Origin of the sequence: Nocardioides sp. CFH 31398, from assembly GCF_022436705.1 — a bacterium.
Classification (GTDB): Bacteria; Actinomycetota; Actinomycetes; order Propionibacteriales; family Nocardioidaceae; genus Nocardioides.
Genome location: NZ_JAKUHT010000006.1, coordinates 24,398 through 41,096 on the forward strand (window position 1 = coordinate 24,398; position 16,699 = coordinate 41,096).

Below are 16,699 nucleotides of genomic sequence, written 5' to 3' on the forward strand. Positions count from 1 at the left end.
CAGGAGTGATCAGCAGCGCCCGAACGCTGCGGTGAACCTAGCCGTCACCGGGGCTCGTGCACAGACGTTCACAGGGAAAGCCCGCGCGGGTACGTGATCCGACCCGGACCGGGACCCCCCGGACGTGCGAGAGGGGCGCACCCCCGGTCGTCGGACCGTCGGGTGCGCCCCTCTCGGGCGAGACGTCTGCGGGAGCTCAGGCCCAGCGCTCGGAGGCGGGGGTGAAGGTGAGCTCGCGGTCGCCCGTGTAGATCTGCTTCGGGCGGGCGATCTTCTGCTCCTTGTCCTGCACGAGCTCCAGCCACTGCGCGAGCCAGCCGGGCGTGCGGCCGATCGCGAAGAGGACCGTGAACATCTCCGGCGGGAACTGGAAGGCCTCGTAGATCAGGCCGGAGTAGAAGTCGACGTTCGGGTAGAGCTTGCGGGAGACGAAGTACTCGTCCTCGAGCGCGATCTTCTCCAGCTCGAGCGCGATGTCGAGCAGCGGGTTGGTGCCGGTGACCTCGAAGACGTCCTCGGCGGCCTTCTTGATGATGCGGGCGCGGGGGTCGTAGTTCTTGTAGACGCGGTGGCCGAACCCCATGAGGCGCTCGTCGCCGTTCTTCACGCCGTTGATGAAGTCGGGGATGTTGTCCTTGGTGCCGATGCGGCGCAGCATCCGCAGCACCGACTCGTTCGCCCCACCGTGCAGCGGCCCGTACAGGGCGCCGATGCCGGCCGCGACCGCGGAGTACGGGTCGACCTGCGAGGAGCGGACGGCGTTCGCCGAGCAGTTCTGCTCGTGGTCGGCGTGCAGGATGAACAGCACGTCGAGGGCCTTCACCAGACGCTCGTCGGCGTTGTACTTCTGCTCGCTCATCTTGAACAGCATCGCGAGGAAGTTCTCGGTGTAGGACAGCTCGTTGTCGGGGTAGACGTACGGCTTGCCCTGCGCGTGCCGGAACGCCCAGGCGCCCAGCGTCGGCATCTTCGCGATCATGCGGATGATCTGCAGGTAGCGGACGTCGTGGTCGTTGATGTTGCGGGCGTCGGGGTAGAAGGTCGACAGCGCGCCGGTGCCGGCCATGAGCATGCCCATGGGGTGCGCGTCGTACCGGAAGCCCTGCATGAAGGTCTTCACGTTCTCGTGGACGAACGTGTGGAACGTGATGTCGTGGACCCACTGCTCGTGCTGCGTCTGCGACGGCAGCTCGCCGTGCACGAGGAGGTAGGCGACCTCGAGGAACGAGGACTTCTCGGCGAGCTGCTCGATGGGGTAGCCCCGGTACTCGAGGATCCCCTTCTCGCCGTCGATGTAGGTGACGGAGCTGCGACACGAGGCCGTGTTGACGAAGCCGGGGTCGTAGATCGCCAGACCCGGGCTGTCCTCGTCGGCCTTGATCTTCCCGAGGTCCGCGGCCTTGATGGCGCCGTCGGCGATCGGGACGTCGTACTCCTGTCCGGTGCGGTTGTCACGGACGGTGAGAGAGTCGGTCACCCGCACAAGGTAATGGGCTCGGCGCCGCGGTGCGACAGCGGTCTCACCCGTTTTGACCGCCCTCGGCGCTCGCCGTAGTCTTGGCGGCTGCGCCTACTGCCGCGTCCGCGTGCCCCCAGGGCCGCGCGACGCAGACCCGGACGAAGTGGAGCCGGGCAGTGTCGGTCAGGAGGTGCATGACCAGGCCCGGTCGCCCCGGGCCGCCACCGACGAGCAGAACTGAGGATGCCCGTGCGCACCTACAGCCCCAAGCCCGGCGACATCGAGCGCGCCTGGCACGTGATCGACGCGAACGACGTCCGCCTCGGTCACCTCGCCGTGCAGGTCGCGACCCTGCTGCGCGGCAAGCACAAGCCCACCTACGCCCCGCACGTGGACGGCGGCGACTTCGTCGTCGTCATCAACGCGGCGAACATCTCGCTGTCCGGCAAGAAGCGGACCGACCGGATGATGCACCGTCACTCCGGCTACCCGGGCGGCCTCACCTCGACCCCCGTGGGCGAGGTCCTGGACAAGGACGCCCGCAAGGTCGTCGAGAAGGCCGTGTGGGGCATGCTCCCCAAGAACCGCCTCGGTCGCCAGATCATCAAGAAGCTGAAGGTCTACTCGGGCCCGACGCACCCGCACCAGGCCCAGAAGGCCACGCCGTACGAGCTCACCCAGGTCGCCCAGTGACCTGTGCGGTGACCTCCGCCGTGACCCTGACCGCCCACCTTCCTGAGCCGACCCGATCGAGGACCATCTGATGGCTGACGAGACCACCACCCCCGCCGCCGACGCCGGCGACGAGACCTACACCACCGACTCCGCCGGGGTCGCCTACTCCTCCGAGACCGCCCCGGCGCCCGACGCCGGCGCCGCGACCTCGGTCATCGCCCCCGGCGCGGCCACCGGTCGCCGCAAGGAGGCGGTCGCGCGCGTGCGCATCGTCCCCGGCACCGGCCAGTGGACCGTGAACGGTCGCACGCTGGACAACTACTTCCCGAACAAGCTGCACCAGCAGGTCGTCAACGAGCCCTTCGTGACGACCCACCTGGAGGGCCGCTTCGACGTCATCGCCCGCATCCACGGCGGCGGCATCACCGGCCAGGCCGGTGCGCTGCGCCTCGGTGTGGCCCGCGCGCTCAACGCCGTGGACGTCGAGGCGAACCGCCCGTCGCTGAAGAAGGCCGGGCTCCTGACCCGCGACGCCCGCGCCATCGAGCGCAAGAAGGCCGGCCTGAAGAAGGCCCGCAAGGCCTCGCAGTTCAGCAAGCGCTGACGCGCGCCGTACGGGATCGGACCTCGTCATGGGGAAGAGGATCTTCGGTACCGACGGCGTGCGCGGGCTGGCGAACGGGGTCCTGACCCCGGAGCTGGCCCTCGACCTCGGGGTGGCCGCTGCGCGGGTGCTCGTCGGACACGGCGAGTACACCGGGCAGCGGCCCCTCGCCGTCGTCGGGCGTGACACCCGCATCTCCGGGCAGTTCCTGGAGCACGCGGTCGTCGCGGGCCTCGCCGCCGCGGGCGTGGACGTCGTCCGCCTGCGCGTGCTGCCCACGCCGGGCGTCGCCTACTTCACCGACCAGCTCGGCGCCGACGTCGGCGTCGTCATCAGCGCCTCGCACAATGCGATGCCCGACAACGGCATCAAGTTCCTCGCCCGGGGCGGCGTCAAGCTGGACGACGCCCTCGAGCGCGAGATCGAGGCCGTCATGGACACCGAGTGGGACCGCCCCGTCGGCGGCACCGTCGGGCGGGTCACGCCCCACCAGGGCACCGTGGAGCGGTACGCCGCCCACCTGGTCGCCACCCTCACCCGCCCGCTGGAGGGGCTGCGGGTCGTGCTCGACTGCGCCAACGGTGCGGCGTTCGAGGTCGGCCCGATGGCGCTGCGCCAGGCGGGCGTCGAGGTCATCGCGATCAACGCCCACCCCGACGGCCTGAACATCAACGAGAAGTGCGGCTCCACCCACCTCGAGCCGCTGCAGGAGGCCGTCGTCCGCCACGGCGCCGCCGCCGGTTTCGCGCTCGATGGCGACGCCGACCGCTGCCTCGCGGTCGACCGCAACGGCGACGTCGTGGACGGCGACCAGATCATGGCGATCCTCGCGCTCGGGATGCGCGACGCCGGGACGCTGCGCGACGACACCGTCGTCGCCACGGTCATGAGCAACCTCGGTTTCCTCGTCGCGATGAAGGAGGCCGGCATCACCGTCGAGCAGACCGCGGTCGGCGACCGCTACGTGCTCGAGGAGATGAAGCGGGGCGGGTTCACCCTCGGCGGCGAGCAGTCGGGCCACGTCATCCTCAGCCGCCATGCGACGACCGGCGACGGCGTCCTCACCGCGCTGCAGCTGCTGGACCGGATGGCCACCGCCGACGCACCGCTGCACCGGCTGGCGGCGGTCATGACCCGCATGCCGCAGGTCCTCGTCAACGTCCCCGACGTGGACAAGGCGCGGGCGGGCTCCGACCCCGAGGTCGTCGCCGCCGTGGACGCCGAGTCCGCGGCCCTGGGCGACCACGGCCGGGTCCTGCTGCGCCCGTCGGGCACCGAGCCGCTGGTCCGCGTCATGGTCGAGGCCCCCACGTCGGACGCCGCCCAGGAGGTCGCCGACCGCCTCGCGGGCGTCGTCCGGGAGCGTCTGGCGCTGTAGGCGCCGCCGACCACCCGGCCGACGCGGTGCCGGAGGACACCCGGGAGCGTCGCGGGAACAGAGAGGCCGGCCCGCGTCGTTGACGCGACCATGACCAACACACCGGAGAAGATCGTCTACACCGCCCACGCCTCCGTCACCGGCGGCCGTCGCGGCGGCACCGCCCGCACGGACGACGGCAACGTCCAGGTGACGCTGAACGCGCCGAAGGAGATGGGTGGCTCCGGCGACGGGACGAACCCCGAGCAGCTGTTCGCCCTCGGCTACGGCGCCTGCTTCAACGGGGCTCTCGCTGCCGTCGCGAAGAAGAAGGACGTCGACGCCTCGGGCGCCGAGCTGGAGATCGCCATCGGCTTCGGCCCGGACGACGTCTCGTACGCGCTGACCGCCGACATCACCGTGCGCATCCCGGGTGTCGACGACGAGACCGCGCAGGGCCTGGCGAACGACGCCCACGCCTTCTGCCCGTACTCCCGCGCCATCGACGGCAACGTGCCCGTCACCGTGACGGGCGTCGGGGCCTGAGCCCCACCGCACCGTCGACCTCGACCCCGGACGCCCCGTAGCGTCCGGGGTCGTGTCGTCTCCCACGGTCGAGGTCCGTGTCGTCGACGTCCACGACGAGGCCGACCTGCAGGCCTGGTGGGCCGTCGGTCACGCGGCGTCCGCCGAGCGCCCGTACGACGCGTGGCCGCCGTGGGAGCTCGCGCGCCGGGCGCTGCCGCGACCCCGTGACGACCAGCGTCACGTGCTGCTGCTCGCCCGCTCGGGTGGTCGGGAGGTCGGCTGCGGGCTGGTCGTGCTCCCCGCGCTCGACAACACCCACCTCGCCCAGGTCGAGGTGCACGTCGTCCCCGACGCCCGCCGCAGGGGCGTCGGGAGCGCGCTCCTCGCGCAGGCCGAGGCGGTGGCCGCGGACGACGGTCGCACCACCCTCCTGGGCGACACCGCGGCGCCGCCGACCGGCACGGGCCCGGGCCCGGCCTTCGCCGCGGCCCACGGCTACGTCGTCGCCGAGACCGACGAGGCCAAGCTGCTCGACCTCGCCGCGGCGCCCGCGGGGTGGAACGCCCTGGAGGTCGAGGTCGCCGAGCGGCTCGGCGGTCACCGGGTGGTCGGGGCCCTCGACCGCGTGCCCGACGCGCTGGTGGAGGGCGTGTGCGGCGTGCTGTCGGTGTTCGTCGGCATGCTCCCGCCGAGCGAGCGCGACAAGGGCGACATCGCCTGGGACGCCGAACGCCTGCGGGCGGGGGAGGCCCGCAACGCCGCGAACGACCGCCGGCAGGTCATGGCGGTCGCCCTCGACCCCGGGGGTCGCGTCGTCGGTCTCTCCGACGTCCGCGTCGACGCGCCCACCGCGCCGCTGGCGACCGTGGGGATCACGCTGGTGCTGCCCGAGGCGCGCGGGCACCGCCTGGGCCTCGCCATGAAGCTCGAGACCCACCGGACCCTGCTGCGCCTGCGCGAGGAGGGTCGCGTCGCCTGCACCCACGTCGAGACGCAGAACGCCGAGGCCAACGGGCCGATGAACGACGTCAACGACCGGCTCGGCTACCGCGTGGCCGAGCGGGTCCTGGAGGTCCAGAAGCGGACCCTCGCGACGTAATGACTATCGTTCTCAGTTAGTCTGCGGGGCGTGCCCGCGCCCGCCCTCTCCGTCCGCGGCCTGCGCGTGCGTCTCGGCGCGCAGGTCCTCGCCGGACCCGTCGACCTCGAGGTCGCGCCCCGCGAGCGGGTCGCGCTCGTCGGGGGTTCGGGGGTCGGCAAGTCGCTGACGCTGCGTGCCGTCGCGGGGAGCCTCCCGCCCGCCCTGAGCCACGACGGGGAGATCGCCGTCGACGGCCGGGTCGCCTGGCTGGCGCAGGACTCCGCCGTCGCCCTGCACCCCCTCGTGCCGCTGGCCCGCCAGCTCGCCCTGCCGCTGCGTCGGCGCGGCGTGCGCCGCGACGTGGCGGGCGTCCGCGTCGCCGACGCGCTCGCGCGGGTCGGCCTCGACGCCCGTCACGGCGGGTCCCGGCCCGGCGAGCTCTCCGGTGGCGAGCGGCAGCGCGGCTGCCTCGCCCTCGCGCTGCTGACCGAGCCGACCCTGCTGCTCGCCGACGAGCCCACCACCGCCCTCGACACCGTCGCCCAGCGGCAGGTGCTCGACGCCCTCGGGGCGCTCGACGCGGCGGTCCTGCTCGTCACCCACGACCCCGCTGTCGCCCACCACGTCTGCGACCGGGTGGTCGCCGCGTGACCGCCCTGCTCGCGGCCGTGGGGGCGACGACCCGGTTTCCGGGGGGAGCCCGGGTGGGGCCGGCGGACCTGGCCGTCGACGTCGGGCACGCGCTCGGCGTCGTCGGCCGGTCCGGGTCCGGCAAGACCACCCTGGTGCGGATGCTCCTCGGGCTGACGCCCCTGCGGTCCGGGACCGTGCTCTGGCGAGGCGCACCGGTCCCCGCCGGGGCCGGCGCCGCCGCCCGCGCCGTCCGGCGTGAGCTGACCTACGTCCCGCAGGACCCCGCCGGCAGCCTGGACCCCCGGCGCACCGTGCGCCGTGCCCTGACCGACCCGCTGCGCCGCCTCGGGGTGGACGGCGACCGCGCCGCCCACGAGGCCCGCGTCGCCGAGGCGCTGGCCGCCGTGGGCCTGAAGCCGGACGTCGCCGACCGCCGTCCGCCCACGCTGTCCGGCGGTCAGGCCCAGCGGGCCGCGATCGCCCGCGCGCTCGTGACCGGCGCCCGGGTCGTGGTCGCCGACGAGCCGGTCAGCGGGCTCGACCACGCCCTGCGCGACCAGGTGCTCGACCTCCTCGCCGGACTGGTCCGCAGCGGCCGGATCGGCCTGGTCTGGGTCTCCCACGACCTCGACGCCACCGCGCGGCTCTGCGACGACCTGCTGGTCCTGGACGCCGGGGCGGTCGTCGAGCGCGGGCCGGCCGACGTCCTGCTGCGCAGGCCCGCGCACCCCGCCACCCGGGCGCTCGTCGAGGCACGGCTCGAGGGTCCCACCCCGGCGGCGGTCCCGGCGCGGTGAGCGCCGCCTCCACGACCCCCCACACCCCGCTGCGGCCACTGCTCGGGGCGCAGCTGGTCTTCAACACCGGCTTCTACGCCGTCGTCCCGTTCCTGGCGGTGGTCCTGCGCGACGACTTCGCCCTCGGCGGCGCCGCCGTCGGCCTGGTGCTCGGCCTGCGGACCTTCGCGCAGCAGGGCATGTTCCTCGCGGGCGGCCTCCTGGTCGACCGGCTCGGCGCCCGCACCCTCGTCGTCCTCGGCTGCGCGGTGCGGACCGTCGGCTTCGCCCTGCTCGCGGTCCCCGGCGACCTGTGGCTGTTCGTCGTCGGCGTCGTCGCCACGGGTCTCGGTGGCGCCCTGTTCTCCCCGGCGCTCGAGACCCTCGTCGCCCACGCCGACCGTGCCCGGACCGGCCGGTCGACGGCCTTCGCGCTGCTGAGCGTCGTCGGGGAGACCGGCGCGGTGCTCGGACCGCTGCTCGGCGCCGCCCTGCTCGGGTGGGGCTTCGCCGCCGTCGCCGGGACGGGGGCGCTCGTCTTCGCCGTGACCGGCGTCGTCCTCGCCGTCGTCCTGCGGGGGGTACCGCAGGCCCGCCGGCCGGCGCGAGCGTCCACGGGCTCGCGTCGGCTGCCGCCGGCGCCGCTGGTGCTCCTCGCGGCGGTGTGCTCGGTCAACCTGCTGGCCTACAACCAGCTCTACCTGGGGCTTCCCTACGAGCTCGAGCGCGTGGGGCTCGGCACCGGCGCGCTCGCGGGGCTGTTCGCCCTCGCCTCCGTCCTCACCGTGGCCGGCCAGCTCCCGCTGGCCCGCCTGGCCCGCCGCGTCGGGACGCCGCGTGCCGTCCGGGCCGGGTACGTCGTCATGGCCACCGGGTTCCTCGTCCTCGCCGTCGCCGCACCCCTCGCCGCGCCGGGTCCGGCGTGGCTGCCGGTCACCGTCGCCGTGGTCCTGCTGACGGCCGGTCACCTGCTCGTCACGCCGACGACCCTCGAGGCCGTCGGACGGCTGGCCCCGGCGGGCGCCCTCGGGGCGTCGTACGGGCTCATGGCGACCGCCGGCGGCGTCGCCGTCCTGGTCGGCAACACCGGCCTCGGCCTGCTCTACCCGGCCGCCGCCGCGTCCGGGCCCGGTGCGGGCGCGGTCTGGACCGTGCTCGCCGTCCTCCCGCTCCTGCCTGCCCTCGTGGCCCCGCGCGTCCTGCGCACAGCCCCCACCTCCGATCACACCCCCGATCCCGACCCCGCCCCCGACCCCGCCCCCGACCACCAGGAGACCCACCGATGAGGACCCCCGTCCGCCTCGCCGCCACCGCCCTGCTGCTGACCCCGCTGACCGCCTGCTTCGCCGGTGGCCAGAGCGGCTCCGAGGGCGCGGGTGACGACCGGATCCGGCTCGCGATGCTGCAGCCGCCCCGCTCCGGCCTCAGCCCGCTCAGCGACGACGCGTTCAAGCTGTCGCGCTGGAGCACGGCCGAGACCCTGGTCGAGCTCGACGACCTCGGCGACCCCGTGCCGGGCCTCGCGACGTCCTGGGAGCGCCTCGACGACCGCACCTGGCGCCTCGAGCTCCGCGACGACGTCCTCTTCCACGACGGCACCCCGCTGGACGCCGACGCCGTGGTCACCGCCCTCACCGCGGCGAGCGAGGCCTCGCCCGTGCCGCGCATCCTCGACGGCTTCCGGCTCGACGTCGAGGCCGACCCCGACGACCCCGACGGTGCCGTCGTCCTCACCACCGGCGAGGTCGACCCGCTGCTGCCGGCGCGGCTGTCCAGCCCGCAGCTGTCGGTCCTCGCGCCGAGCGCGTACGCCGGCGACGGACCCGTCGACCCCGTCGGCACCGGCACCGGGCCCTTCGAGCTCGTGTCCTCGGAGGGGACCGCCGGCGCCACGCTCGACCGCTTCGACGACTACTGGGGCACCCCGGCCGCCGCGAGCGGGATCGACGTCTCCTACGTCCCGGACGGGACGGCGCGTGCGGCGGCGCTGCGCACCGGCGAGGCCGACGTCGTCGAGGCCGTGCCGGTGGCCCAGCTGCCCGGCATCGAGCCGTCGCTGCTGCACGAGGTGTCGATGCCGCGCACGAACACGCTGTACCTGAACACCGACACCGGCCCGTTCGCCGACCCCGCGGTGCGCGCCGCGGCGCGCACCGCGCTGGACCGGGCGCGCCTCGTCGCCGACGTCTACGAGGGTCGCGCCGACGAGGCCGAGGGCCTCCTGGGCCCGGCGCTGCCGTGGGCGGCGCCGCTGCGCGAGGACCCGGCGTACGCCGCCGAGCTGGACCGGCGCGTGGAGCCGGCCACCCCCGCCGAGGTCGACGGCGCCGAGGTCCTGCTGGGCACCTTCACCGACCGCGCCGAGCTGCCCGAGGTCGCCGTCCTGCTGGAGCAGCAGCTCGAGGCGGCCGGCTTCGAGGTCACCCAGGAGGTCCGCGAGTACCAGTTCATCGAGGCCGACGCCCTCGACGGCGCGTTCGACGCGTTCCTGCTGTCGCGGGCGACGATCCTCGACTCGGGCGACCCCGTCGCCTACCTGGCCAGCGACTTCTCCTGCGACGGCACGTTCAACCTGTCGCAGTTCTGCGACCCGGCCGTCGACCGCGCCATCGACCGGGCCGCCGCGACCCCGGCGGGTGACGAGCGCCGCGCCGCGATCGTCGCCGCGGAGGCGGCCGTCCTGTCGCGCGACGCCGCGCTGCCGCTGCTGCACGAGCGGGTGGTGCAGGGCGAGGCCGCGGGCGTCGAGGGCGCCCTGCGGGACCCGCGGGAGCGCGAGCTGGTCGACGAGACCACCCGGGTCGGGTGAGCCGCGGGTGAGGCTGCCGCTGGCCGCGGCGTCCCGGGCCGCCGCGGTCGTCGCGGTGGCCGGCGTGGTCGCCGTGCTGCCCTGGCTGTCCGGCCGCGACGCGGCGTACACGGTGCTGCGCGCGCGCTACGCCGACCGGGAGGCCACGCCCGAGGCCCTCGCCGCCGTGCGGGCCGAGCTCGGCCTGGACCGCGGGCCCCTCGGCATCGCCGTCGACTGGCTGTCGGGCGTGCTGCGCGGGGACCTCGGCACGTCGTGGATCAGCGGCCGGCCGGTGGCGCCGGGGACGGCGGAGGCCGTGGGCGTCTCCCTCACCCTCACCCTGGCGGCCCTCGCCGTCGCCCTGGTCGTCGCGGCGCTGCTCGTCGTCCCGGCGCTGCGGGCCGCCCTGGCCGGGCGCCCGCGGGCAGGGACCGGTGTCACCGCGACCGTGCTCGTCGCCCTCCCGGAGTTCCTCCTCGCCACCCTGCTGCTGCTCGTCGGCGCCGTGTGGCTCGGGTGGTTCCCGCCGTACGGCTGGGCGGGACCGGGTCACCTCCCGCTCCCGGCGCTCGCCCTCGGCCTGCCGGCCGGCGGCCTCCTCGGACGTCTCCTCGCCACCGCCGTCACCGCCGCCGCCACCGAGCCGTGGGTGCGGACCTGGCTGCTGTCCGGGCACGGCGCCCCGGCCACCGGCGCCGCGCTGCTGCGGCGGGCGCTGCCGTCCGTGGCGGGCCAGGTCGGGCTCGTCGTCGTCGGCCTCACCGGGGGAGCGGTGGCCGTGGAGGAGGTCTTCGCCGTCCCCGGTCTCGGCCGGCTGACCCTCGGCGCGGCCTCGTCGCAGGACCTGCCGGTGCTGCAGGCCGGGCTGCTCGCCCTGCTGGTCCTCGCCGCCGCGCTCGGCGGGGCCGTCGCCGTCCTCCGCCGGGCCCTGCTCGGCGGAGCCGCGGCGCCCGCCCTGCCACCGGCCCTGCCCCCGGCGGCAGGCCGCCGCCGCGACCGGACCCTCGCCCTCGGCGCCGCGCTCCTGCTGGCCACCGTGGTCGTCGCCGGGCTGCTGCGGGACCCGTACGCCTCGGCCCACCCCCGCCTCGCCCCGCCGTCGGTCTCGCTGCCGTTCGGCGCCGACGCCTCCGGGCGCGACCTGCTCGCGCGCGTCGGCCACGGCGCGGTGTCGACGGTGGGCACCGCGCTGCTGGTGGTGGCCGTCTGCACCCTCGTCGGGCTGCTCCTCGGCTGCCTGCCCCGGCTGGCCGCCGGGCCGGTCGAGGTCGGCAACGCCGTGCCCCCGGTGGTCGTCGGCCTCGTGGTCGGGGCGCTGCTCGGGGCCTCCGTGCCGGCGGCGGCGCTCGCCGTCGGCCTGGTGTCCTGGGCGCCGCTGGCCGCCCACGCGTCCGCGCTGCTCGAGGAGGCCCGGCGGGCGCCGTACGTCGAGGTGCTGCCCCTGCTCGGGGTGGGGCGGGCCCGCCTGCTGCTCGTCCACCTGCTCCCGGTCGTCGCCGGGCCGGTGGTGCGGCACGCCGCCCTCCGCGTGCCCGGCGTGGCCCTGGCGCTCGCCGCGCTCGGCTTCCTCGGGCTCGGGGCCCGACCGCCGAGCCCCGAGTGGGGGCTGCTGCTCGCCGAGGGGTCGTCGTACGTCGAGCGCGCGCCGTGGACCGTGCTGGCGCCCGCCGGGGCCCTCGTGCTGGTCGCGGTGGCGGCGGTGAGCGCGACCTCCCTGGCGCCCCGACGCCCGCACGCCTCGCGCGCGGCCCCGGCCCGGCGGCGCCCGGGTGTGGGCGTCGGCGGGCCGGGGTAGGTTCCTGCGCGTCGGCCAGGCGGAGCGGAGGAGGGGCGTGTCCGGGTACCAGCGCTCGTCGGGGACCGCCGGCGCGGTCGCCGCGGCGCTCGCCGTGCTCGCCGTCCTCGCGGTGGCCGCCGCGGGGGTGACCGCGGGCGTCGTCGCCACCGGGTCCTCGGAGGCCGACGCGCCGCCGCCCTCCTCGACGGACGGGTCCAGCACCGGCGGCGAGCCCGAGGACGACGAGCCCGCGACGTTCTTCCCCGACGGCCAGGTGATCGTCGGCGACCGGCGTGACAACGCCGACCTCGAGGTCCCCTCCGTCGACGAGGGCTGGGAGGTCGAGACCGCGGGCAGCATCCGCGGCTACGAGGTCGAGCTGCCGAGCGGCGACTTCGCGCGCGTGGCGGTGACCGGCCCGGCGGTGTGGAAGGTGGTCCAGTGCCGACGCGACGGCTTCGAGGTCGACGCACCCCGCGCCTTCACCGGGTTCACCGCGCCCAGCGAGGACGACGGACGCCCCGAGCCGGCGCGGCGCGCGAACGACGAGACCGTCGACCGGTGGCTCGACGTCCTCGAGGCCATCCCGGGCGGCTCCCAGCGCGAGCTGGAACGGACCACGACGACGATCAGCGACGGCACGCCCGCGCGGTTGACCCGCATCCTGAGCCTGCCGGCGGACGGCGCGGAGCCCGGGCGGTGCGGCGACAAGGCCGTGGAGCTGAGCTTCCTGTCGTTCGACACCGGCGACTACAGCGCCAACATCGTGGTCTCGCGCCTCGTGGCCGAGGACGGCTCGGACCTTCCCGGGGCCCTGTCCGCGGACGTCGTCCAGCAGGTCCTCGCGAGCCCCCGCCTGCAGGACGTCTCGTGAACCAGGCGGGCCTGCGGGTCGCGACGAGCGCGCTGGCGCCGCTCGCCGTGCTCGCCGTGCTGGTCGCAGGGGCGGCCGCGGCGGTCACGTACCCCGGGGACGACGACCCCCCGACCGGGCCGGACGAGCCGACCAGCACCTCGGCCGAGGGGTCCAGCCCGGCGAGCCCCACCGCCCCCGAGGGCGGGCAGCTGGTCGGGGGCAGCGCCGTCGACGCGACCGTCGTCGTCCCCGAGGACGGCTGGACGCTCGCCGACGGCACCTCGATCGGCTACGAGCGGCCCGACGGCGACGGATCGGTGGGCACCGACAGCCCGGCGCTCTACGACCAGGGGTTCTGCGAGACCGAGGACGGCCTCACCTACCGCGCCCTGGCCGGCTTCACGGACCTGCCCTCGGCCCGCGACGTGACCGTCCAGGACTCCGCGCAGGACGCCCTCGACGCCTGGACGGGCGCGCTGGGCGGCGGCGTCGGGGACGCCGTCGTCACCCCGGTGAGGCTGGACGACGGCTCCGCGGGCTGGACCGGGGCCCAGGTCGTCGAGGTGACGGAGCCCGAGACCGACTGCGACCCCGAGGCCCGCGAGCTCCGCGTCGTCTCCGTGGCCACCGACGGCGACGTGGCCACCGTGGTCATGCTGCGCGACGTCCGCGCCGACGGCGACGACCTGCGCGGCGGGCTGTCCGCAGCCGACGCCGACGACGTCCTGCGGACCCTCACGCCGACGTCCTAGGCACCCGACGTCGGCCCCGGCCGCCCGGGCCCGCCGGGACCGGGCTCAGAGCTTCCGGAGGCGCACGTACCGGACCGAGTGGTCGGCGTCCTTCCGGAGCACGAGGGTGGCGCGGGGACGGGTGGGGAGCACGTTCTCGCGGAGGTTCGGGCCGTTGATGCCGTCCCAGATGCTCTCCGCCCGGGCGCGGGCCTCGGACTCGGTCAGGGAGGCGTACTTCGCGAAGTACGACGCCGGGTCGCGGAACGCGGTCTCCCGCAGCCGCAGGAACCGCTCGACGTACCACCGGCGGATCTCGGAGGTGCGGGCGTCGACGTACACCGAGAAGTCGAAGAAGTCGCTCAGCGCGAGGCCCTGGCGGCCGTCCTCGCGGGTGCGGGCGGGCTGGAGGACGTTGAGGCCCTCGACGATGAGGATGTCCGGGCTGCGGACGACGACCTTCTCGTCGGGCACGACGTCGTAGCGCAGGTGGTCGTAGATGGGGGCCTCGACGGTCTCGCGGCCGGACTTGATGTCCACGACGAAGCGCAGCAGGGCCTTGCGGTCGTAGGACTCCGGGAAGCCCTTGCGCTGCAGCAGACCGCGGCGCTCGAGCTCGGCGTTGGGCAGGAGGAAGCCGTCGGTGGTGACGAGCGCGACCTCCGGGTGCTCGGGCCAGTGGGCGAGCATCTGCTGCAGCACGCGGGCGGTCGTCGACTTGCCGACCGCGACGGAGCCGGCGACGCCGATGACGAAGGGCGTGCGCGGGGGCTGCGGGCGGTGCAGGAACGTCTCGGTCTCGCGGTGGAGGCGGCCGGACGACTCGACGTACAGCGAGAGCAGACGCGACAGCGGCAGGTAGACCTGCTCCACCTCGTCGAGGTCCAGCGCGTCGCCGAGGCCGCGCAGCCGCTTCAGCTCGGTCGCCGTCAGCGGGTTCGGCGTCTCCCGGGCCAGGCGCGCCCACGCCGCACGCTCGAGCTCGACGTACGGGGAGGTCTCGGCGAGGTGGGCCGGGGGTACCGAGGCCGCGAACGGGTCACCACTGGTCGCCGAGGGCCGCACCCACGCATTCTTGCAGCGCCCCCGACGGCCGGAAGCGGAGCCCTGCCCTCTCTCGCCCTAGACTCGGGCCCCATGTGCGGCATCGTGGGGTACGTCGGCGGCGCGAGCTCCTCCCTCGACGCGAAGGACGTCGTGGTGGAGGGCCTGGCGCGGCTCGAGTACCGGGGTTATGACTCGGCCGGCCTGGCGCTGGTGCTCGAGGGGTCCGGTGACGGCCCCGGTCTCCACGTCGACAAGAAGGCCGGGAAGCTCGCGAACCTGCGCGCGATCCTGGACGAGGCGCCCCCGCCGACCACCCGGACCGGCATCGGCCACACCCGCTGGGCCACCCACGGCGCGCCCACGGACGCCAACGCCCACCCGCACCTCGGTGCGCACGGACGCCTCGCGCTGGTCCACAACGGGATCATCGAGAACTACGCCGTCCTGCGCGAGGCGCTGGAGGCCGAGGGTCACGAGATGGCCTCCGAGACCGACACCGAGATCGCCGCGCACCTGCTGGAGCGCCGGCTCGACGCCGGGGACGACCTCACCACCGCGATGCAGCAGGTCTGCTCCCAGCTCGAGGGCGCCTTCACGCTGGTGGCCGTCGACAGCCAGGACCCCGACCGCGTCGTGGCCGCCCGCCGCAACTCCCCGCTCGTCGTGGGGCTCGGCGAGGGCGAGAACTTCCTGGGCAGCGACGTCGCCGCCTTCATCGAGCACACCCGTGAGGCCCTCGAGCTGGCCCAGGACCAGGTCGTGACCCTCCACCCCGACCGCGTCGAGGTCACCGGCTTCGACGGCAGCCCCGCCGAGGGCACCCGCTACCACGTCGACTGGGACCTCTCGGCCGCCCAGAAGGACGGCTACGACTGGTTCATGCGCAAGGAGATCTTCGAGCAGCCCCGCGCGCTCGCCGACTCCCTGCTCGGTCGCCGCGGGCTCGACGGCAAGCTCCAGCTCGACGAGATGCGCCTGACCGACGGCGAGCTCCGCGAGATCGACCGCATCGTGATCATCGGCTGCGGCACGGCGAACTACGCCGGGCTGGTCGCCAAGTACGCCATCGAGCACTGGACCCGCATCCCGTGCGAGGTCGAGCTGGCCCACGAGTTCCGCTACCGCGACCCGATCCTGACCCGCAACACCCTGGTCGTGGCGATCAGCCAGTCCGGCGAGACCGCCGACACGCTGATGGCGATCCGCCACGCGCACCTGCAGCGCGCCAAGGTGCTGGCCATCTGCAACACCAACGGCTCGACGATCCCGCGCGAGTCCGACGCGGTGATCTACACCCACGCGGGCCCGGAGATCGGCGTCGCGTCGACCAAGGGCTTCCTCACCCAGCTGATGGCCTGCTACGTGCTCGGCCTCTACCTGGCACAGGTGCGCGGCACGAAGTTCGGCGACGAGATCGCCGACGTGATGGCCGAGCTGGAGCAGATGCCCCGCCACGTGCAGACGATGCTCGACAAGGCCGAGGACGTCTACAAGCTCGCCCACGCGCACGAGGACTCCTCGACCGTGCTGTTCCTCGGTCGCCACGCCGGCTTCCCGGTCGCCCTCGAGGGTGCGCTGAAGCTCAAGGAGCTCGCCTACCTGCACGCCGAGGGCTTCGCCGCCGGCGAGCTGAAGCACGGCCCCATCGCGCTGATCGACGACGGCCTGCCGGTCTTCTGCGTCATGCCGCCCCGTGGCCGCGACCAGCTGCACGACAAGATGCTGAGCGCCGTCCAGGAGATCCGCGCCCGCGGCGCCCGCACGCTGGTGCTCGTCGAGGACGGCGACGAGGGCGTCGCCCGGTACGCCGACGAGGTCGTCTACCTGCCGAAGGTGCCGACCCTGCTCCAGCCGCTGGTGGCCGTCGTCCCGCTGCAGCTGTTCGCGTGCGAGCTCGCCACGGTGCTCGGCCACGACGTGGACCAGCCCCGCAACCTCGCCAAGTCCGTCACGGTCGAGTAGCCGGCGGCGTCCGTGCCGGTGGTCGGCGTCGGCATCGACGTCTGCGAGATCGAGCGCTTCGCGGCCGCGCTGCGTCGTACGCCGGGGCTGCGGGCGCGCCTGTTCACCCCCGACGAGGCGGGTCGTGGCGACGCCTCCCTGGCGGCGCGCTTCGCCGCCAAGGAGGCGCTGGCCAAGGCCCTCGGGGCCCCGGCAGGCCTCGAGTGGCAGGACGCCGAGGTGGTGAGCGAGTCCTCCGGCCGCCCCCGCCTGGAGGTCCGCGGGACCGTCGCCGCGGCCTGCGCCGCCCTCGGCGTCGCCTCCCTGCACGTCTCGCTCTCCCACGACGCCGGCGTCGCGTCAGCCGTCGTCGTGCTCGAGTCGTAGGACCCCGCCGCCGCCCCGACCACCGCCGGTCGAGCCCGTCGGGGCCCCTCTCGGCA

The 16,699-nt window shown here is 74.9% G+C and carries 16 protein-coding genes; 14 read left to right on the forward strand and 2 right to left on the reverse strand.

From position 1 onward, the window contains the following. Nucleotides 1-196: 196 nt before the first annotated feature. Nucleotides 197-1,477, reverse strand: coding sequence for a citrate synthase (locus MJ876_RS06880; protein ID WP_240235500.1), 1,281 nt, complete (start codon nt 1,475-1,477; stop codon nt 197-199). A gap of 231 nt (nt 1,478-1,708) precedes the next feature. On the opposite strand from MJ876_RS06880, the gene rplM reads away from it, so the two are divergent. The 12 genes from rplM (at nt 1,709) to MJ876_RS06940 (ending at nt 13,289) form a co-directional block, all read left to right on the forward strand. Next, nucleotides 1,709-2,152: a 50S ribosomal protein L13 gene (rplM, locus tag MJ876_RS06885; RefSeq protein ID WP_240235501.1), complete on the forward strand. Its 444-nt coding sequence runs from the start codon at nt 1,709-1,711 to the stop codon at nt 2,150-2,152. Between the two features lie 70 nt (nt 2,153-2,222). Then, a complete protein-coding gene (rpsI, locus tag MJ876_RS06890) occupies nt 2,223-2,738 on the forward strand; it encodes a 30S ribosomal protein S9 (protein ID WP_240235502.1) in 516 nt (171 codons plus the stop codon). A gap of 28 nt (nt 2,739-2,766) precedes the next feature. Beyond that, a complete protein-coding gene (gene glmM / locus MJ876_RS06895; RefSeq protein WP_240235503.1) occupies nt 2,767-4,116 on the forward strand; it encodes a phosphoglucosamine mutase in 1,350 nt (449 codons plus the stop codon). 90 nt (nt 4,117-4,206) lie between these two features. Further along, a complete protein-coding gene (locus MJ876_RS06900) occupies nt 4,207-4,641 on the forward strand; it encodes an Ohr family peroxiredoxin (protein WP_240235504.1) in 435 nt (144 codons plus the stop codon). A 52-nt stretch (nt 4,642-4,693) separates the two neighbouring features. Then, nucleotides 4,694-5,722, forward strand: a complete 1,029-nt coding sequence (locus MJ876_RS06905) for a GNAT family N-acetyltransferase (RefSeq protein ID WP_240235505.1) — start codon at nt 4,694-4,696, stop codon at nt 5,720-5,722. 30 nt (nt 5,723-5,752) lie between these two features. Beyond that, entirely contained in the window at nt 5,753-6,355 is a 603-nt protein-coding gene (locus MJ876_RS06910) for an ATP-binding cassette domain-containing protein (protein ID WP_240235506.1), read from the forward strand. Beyond that, a complete protein-coding gene (locus tag MJ876_RS06915) occupies nt 6,352-7,134 on the forward strand; it encodes an ATP-binding cassette domain-containing protein (protein ID WP_240235507.1) in 783 nt (260 codons plus the stop codon). Before MJ876_RS06910 ends, MJ876_RS06915 begins: the two co-directional genes overlap by 4 nt. Beyond that, nucleotides 7,131-8,399, forward strand: a complete 1,269-nt coding sequence (locus MJ876_RS06920; RefSeq protein ID WP_240235508.1) for an MFS transporter — start codon at nt 7,131-7,133, stop codon at nt 8,397-8,399. The genes MJ876_RS06915 and MJ876_RS06920 overlap by 4 nt, the downstream gene beginning before the upstream one ends. Continuing rightward, nucleotides 8,396-9,922, forward strand: a complete 1,527-nt coding sequence (locus MJ876_RS06925) for an ABC transporter substrate-binding protein (protein WP_240235509.1) — start codon at nt 8,396-8,398, stop codon at nt 9,920-9,922. Before MJ876_RS06920 ends, MJ876_RS06925 begins: the two co-directional genes overlap by 4 nt. A gap of 7 nt (nt 9,923-9,929) precedes the next feature. Next, complete coding sequence (locus tag MJ876_RS06930) at nt 9,930-11,699, forward strand: ABC transporter permease subunit (protein WP_240235510.1); 1,770 nt, start codon at nt 9,930-9,932, stop codon at nt 11,697-11,699. 37 nt (nt 11,700-11,736) lie between these two features. Further along, nucleotides 11,737-12,555, forward strand: a complete 819-nt coding sequence (locus MJ876_RS06935; protein ID WP_240235511.1) for a hypothetical protein — start codon at nt 11,737-11,739, stop codon at nt 12,553-12,555. Continuing rightward, nucleotides 12,552-13,289, forward strand: coding sequence for a hypothetical protein (locus MJ876_RS06940; protein ID WP_240235512.1), 738 nt, complete (start codon nt 12,552-12,554; stop codon nt 13,287-13,289). Before MJ876_RS06935 ends, MJ876_RS06940 begins: the two co-directional genes overlap by 4 nt. A 45-nt stretch (nt 13,290-13,334) precedes the next feature. On the opposite strand, the gene coaA is transcribed toward MJ876_RS06940, so the two are convergent. Further along, the gene (gene coaA / locus MJ876_RS06945; protein ID WP_240235513.1) at nt 13,335-14,333 is read right to left on the reverse strand and encodes a type I pantothenate kinase; all 999 of its coding nucleotides are present in this window, start codon (nt 14,331-14,333) and stop codon (nt 13,335-13,337) included. A gap of 72 nt (nt 14,334-14,405) precedes the next feature. Between coaA and glmS the strand changes: the two genes are divergently transcribed. Together glmS and MJ876_RS06955 are read left to right on the forward strand one after the other, a co-directional pair. Continuing rightward, the gene (gene glmS / locus MJ876_RS06950) at nt 14,406-16,277 is read left to right on the forward strand and encodes a glutamine--fructose-6-phosphate transaminase (isomerizing) (RefSeq protein ID WP_240235514.1); all 1,872 of its coding nucleotides are present in this window, start codon (nt 14,406-14,408) and stop codon (nt 16,275-16,277) included. Nucleotides 16,278-16,289: 12 nt separating this feature from the next. Beyond that, nucleotides 16,290-16,643, forward strand: a complete 354-nt coding sequence (locus tag MJ876_RS06955) for a holo-ACP synthase (protein ID WP_240235515.1) — start codon at nt 16,290-16,292, stop codon at nt 16,641-16,643. The last annotated feature ends 56 nt before the right edge of the window (nt 16,644-16,699 follow it).

Bases quoted from the DNA above. Each gene is read 5' to 3' on its own strand.
- MJ876_RS06900 (WP_240235504.1), top strand. From the start codon at position 4,207: ATGACCAACACACCGGAGAAGATCGTCTACACCGCCCACGCCTCCGTC.
- glmM (WP_240235503.1), top strand. From the start codon at position 2,767: ATGGGGAAGAGGATCTTCGGTACCGACGGCGTGCGCGGGCTGGCGAAC.
- MJ876_RS06925 (WP_240235509.1), top strand. From the start codon at position 8,396: ATGAGGACCCCCGTCCGCCTCGCCGCCACCGCCCTGCTGCTGACCCCG.
- glmS (WP_240235514.1), top strand. From the start codon at position 14,406: ATGTGCGGCATCGTGGGGTACGTCGGCGGCGCGAGCTCCTCCCTCGAC.
- rpsI (WP_240235502.1), top strand. From the start codon at position 2,223: ATGGCTGACGAGACCACCACCCCCGCCGCCGACGCCGGCGACGAGACC.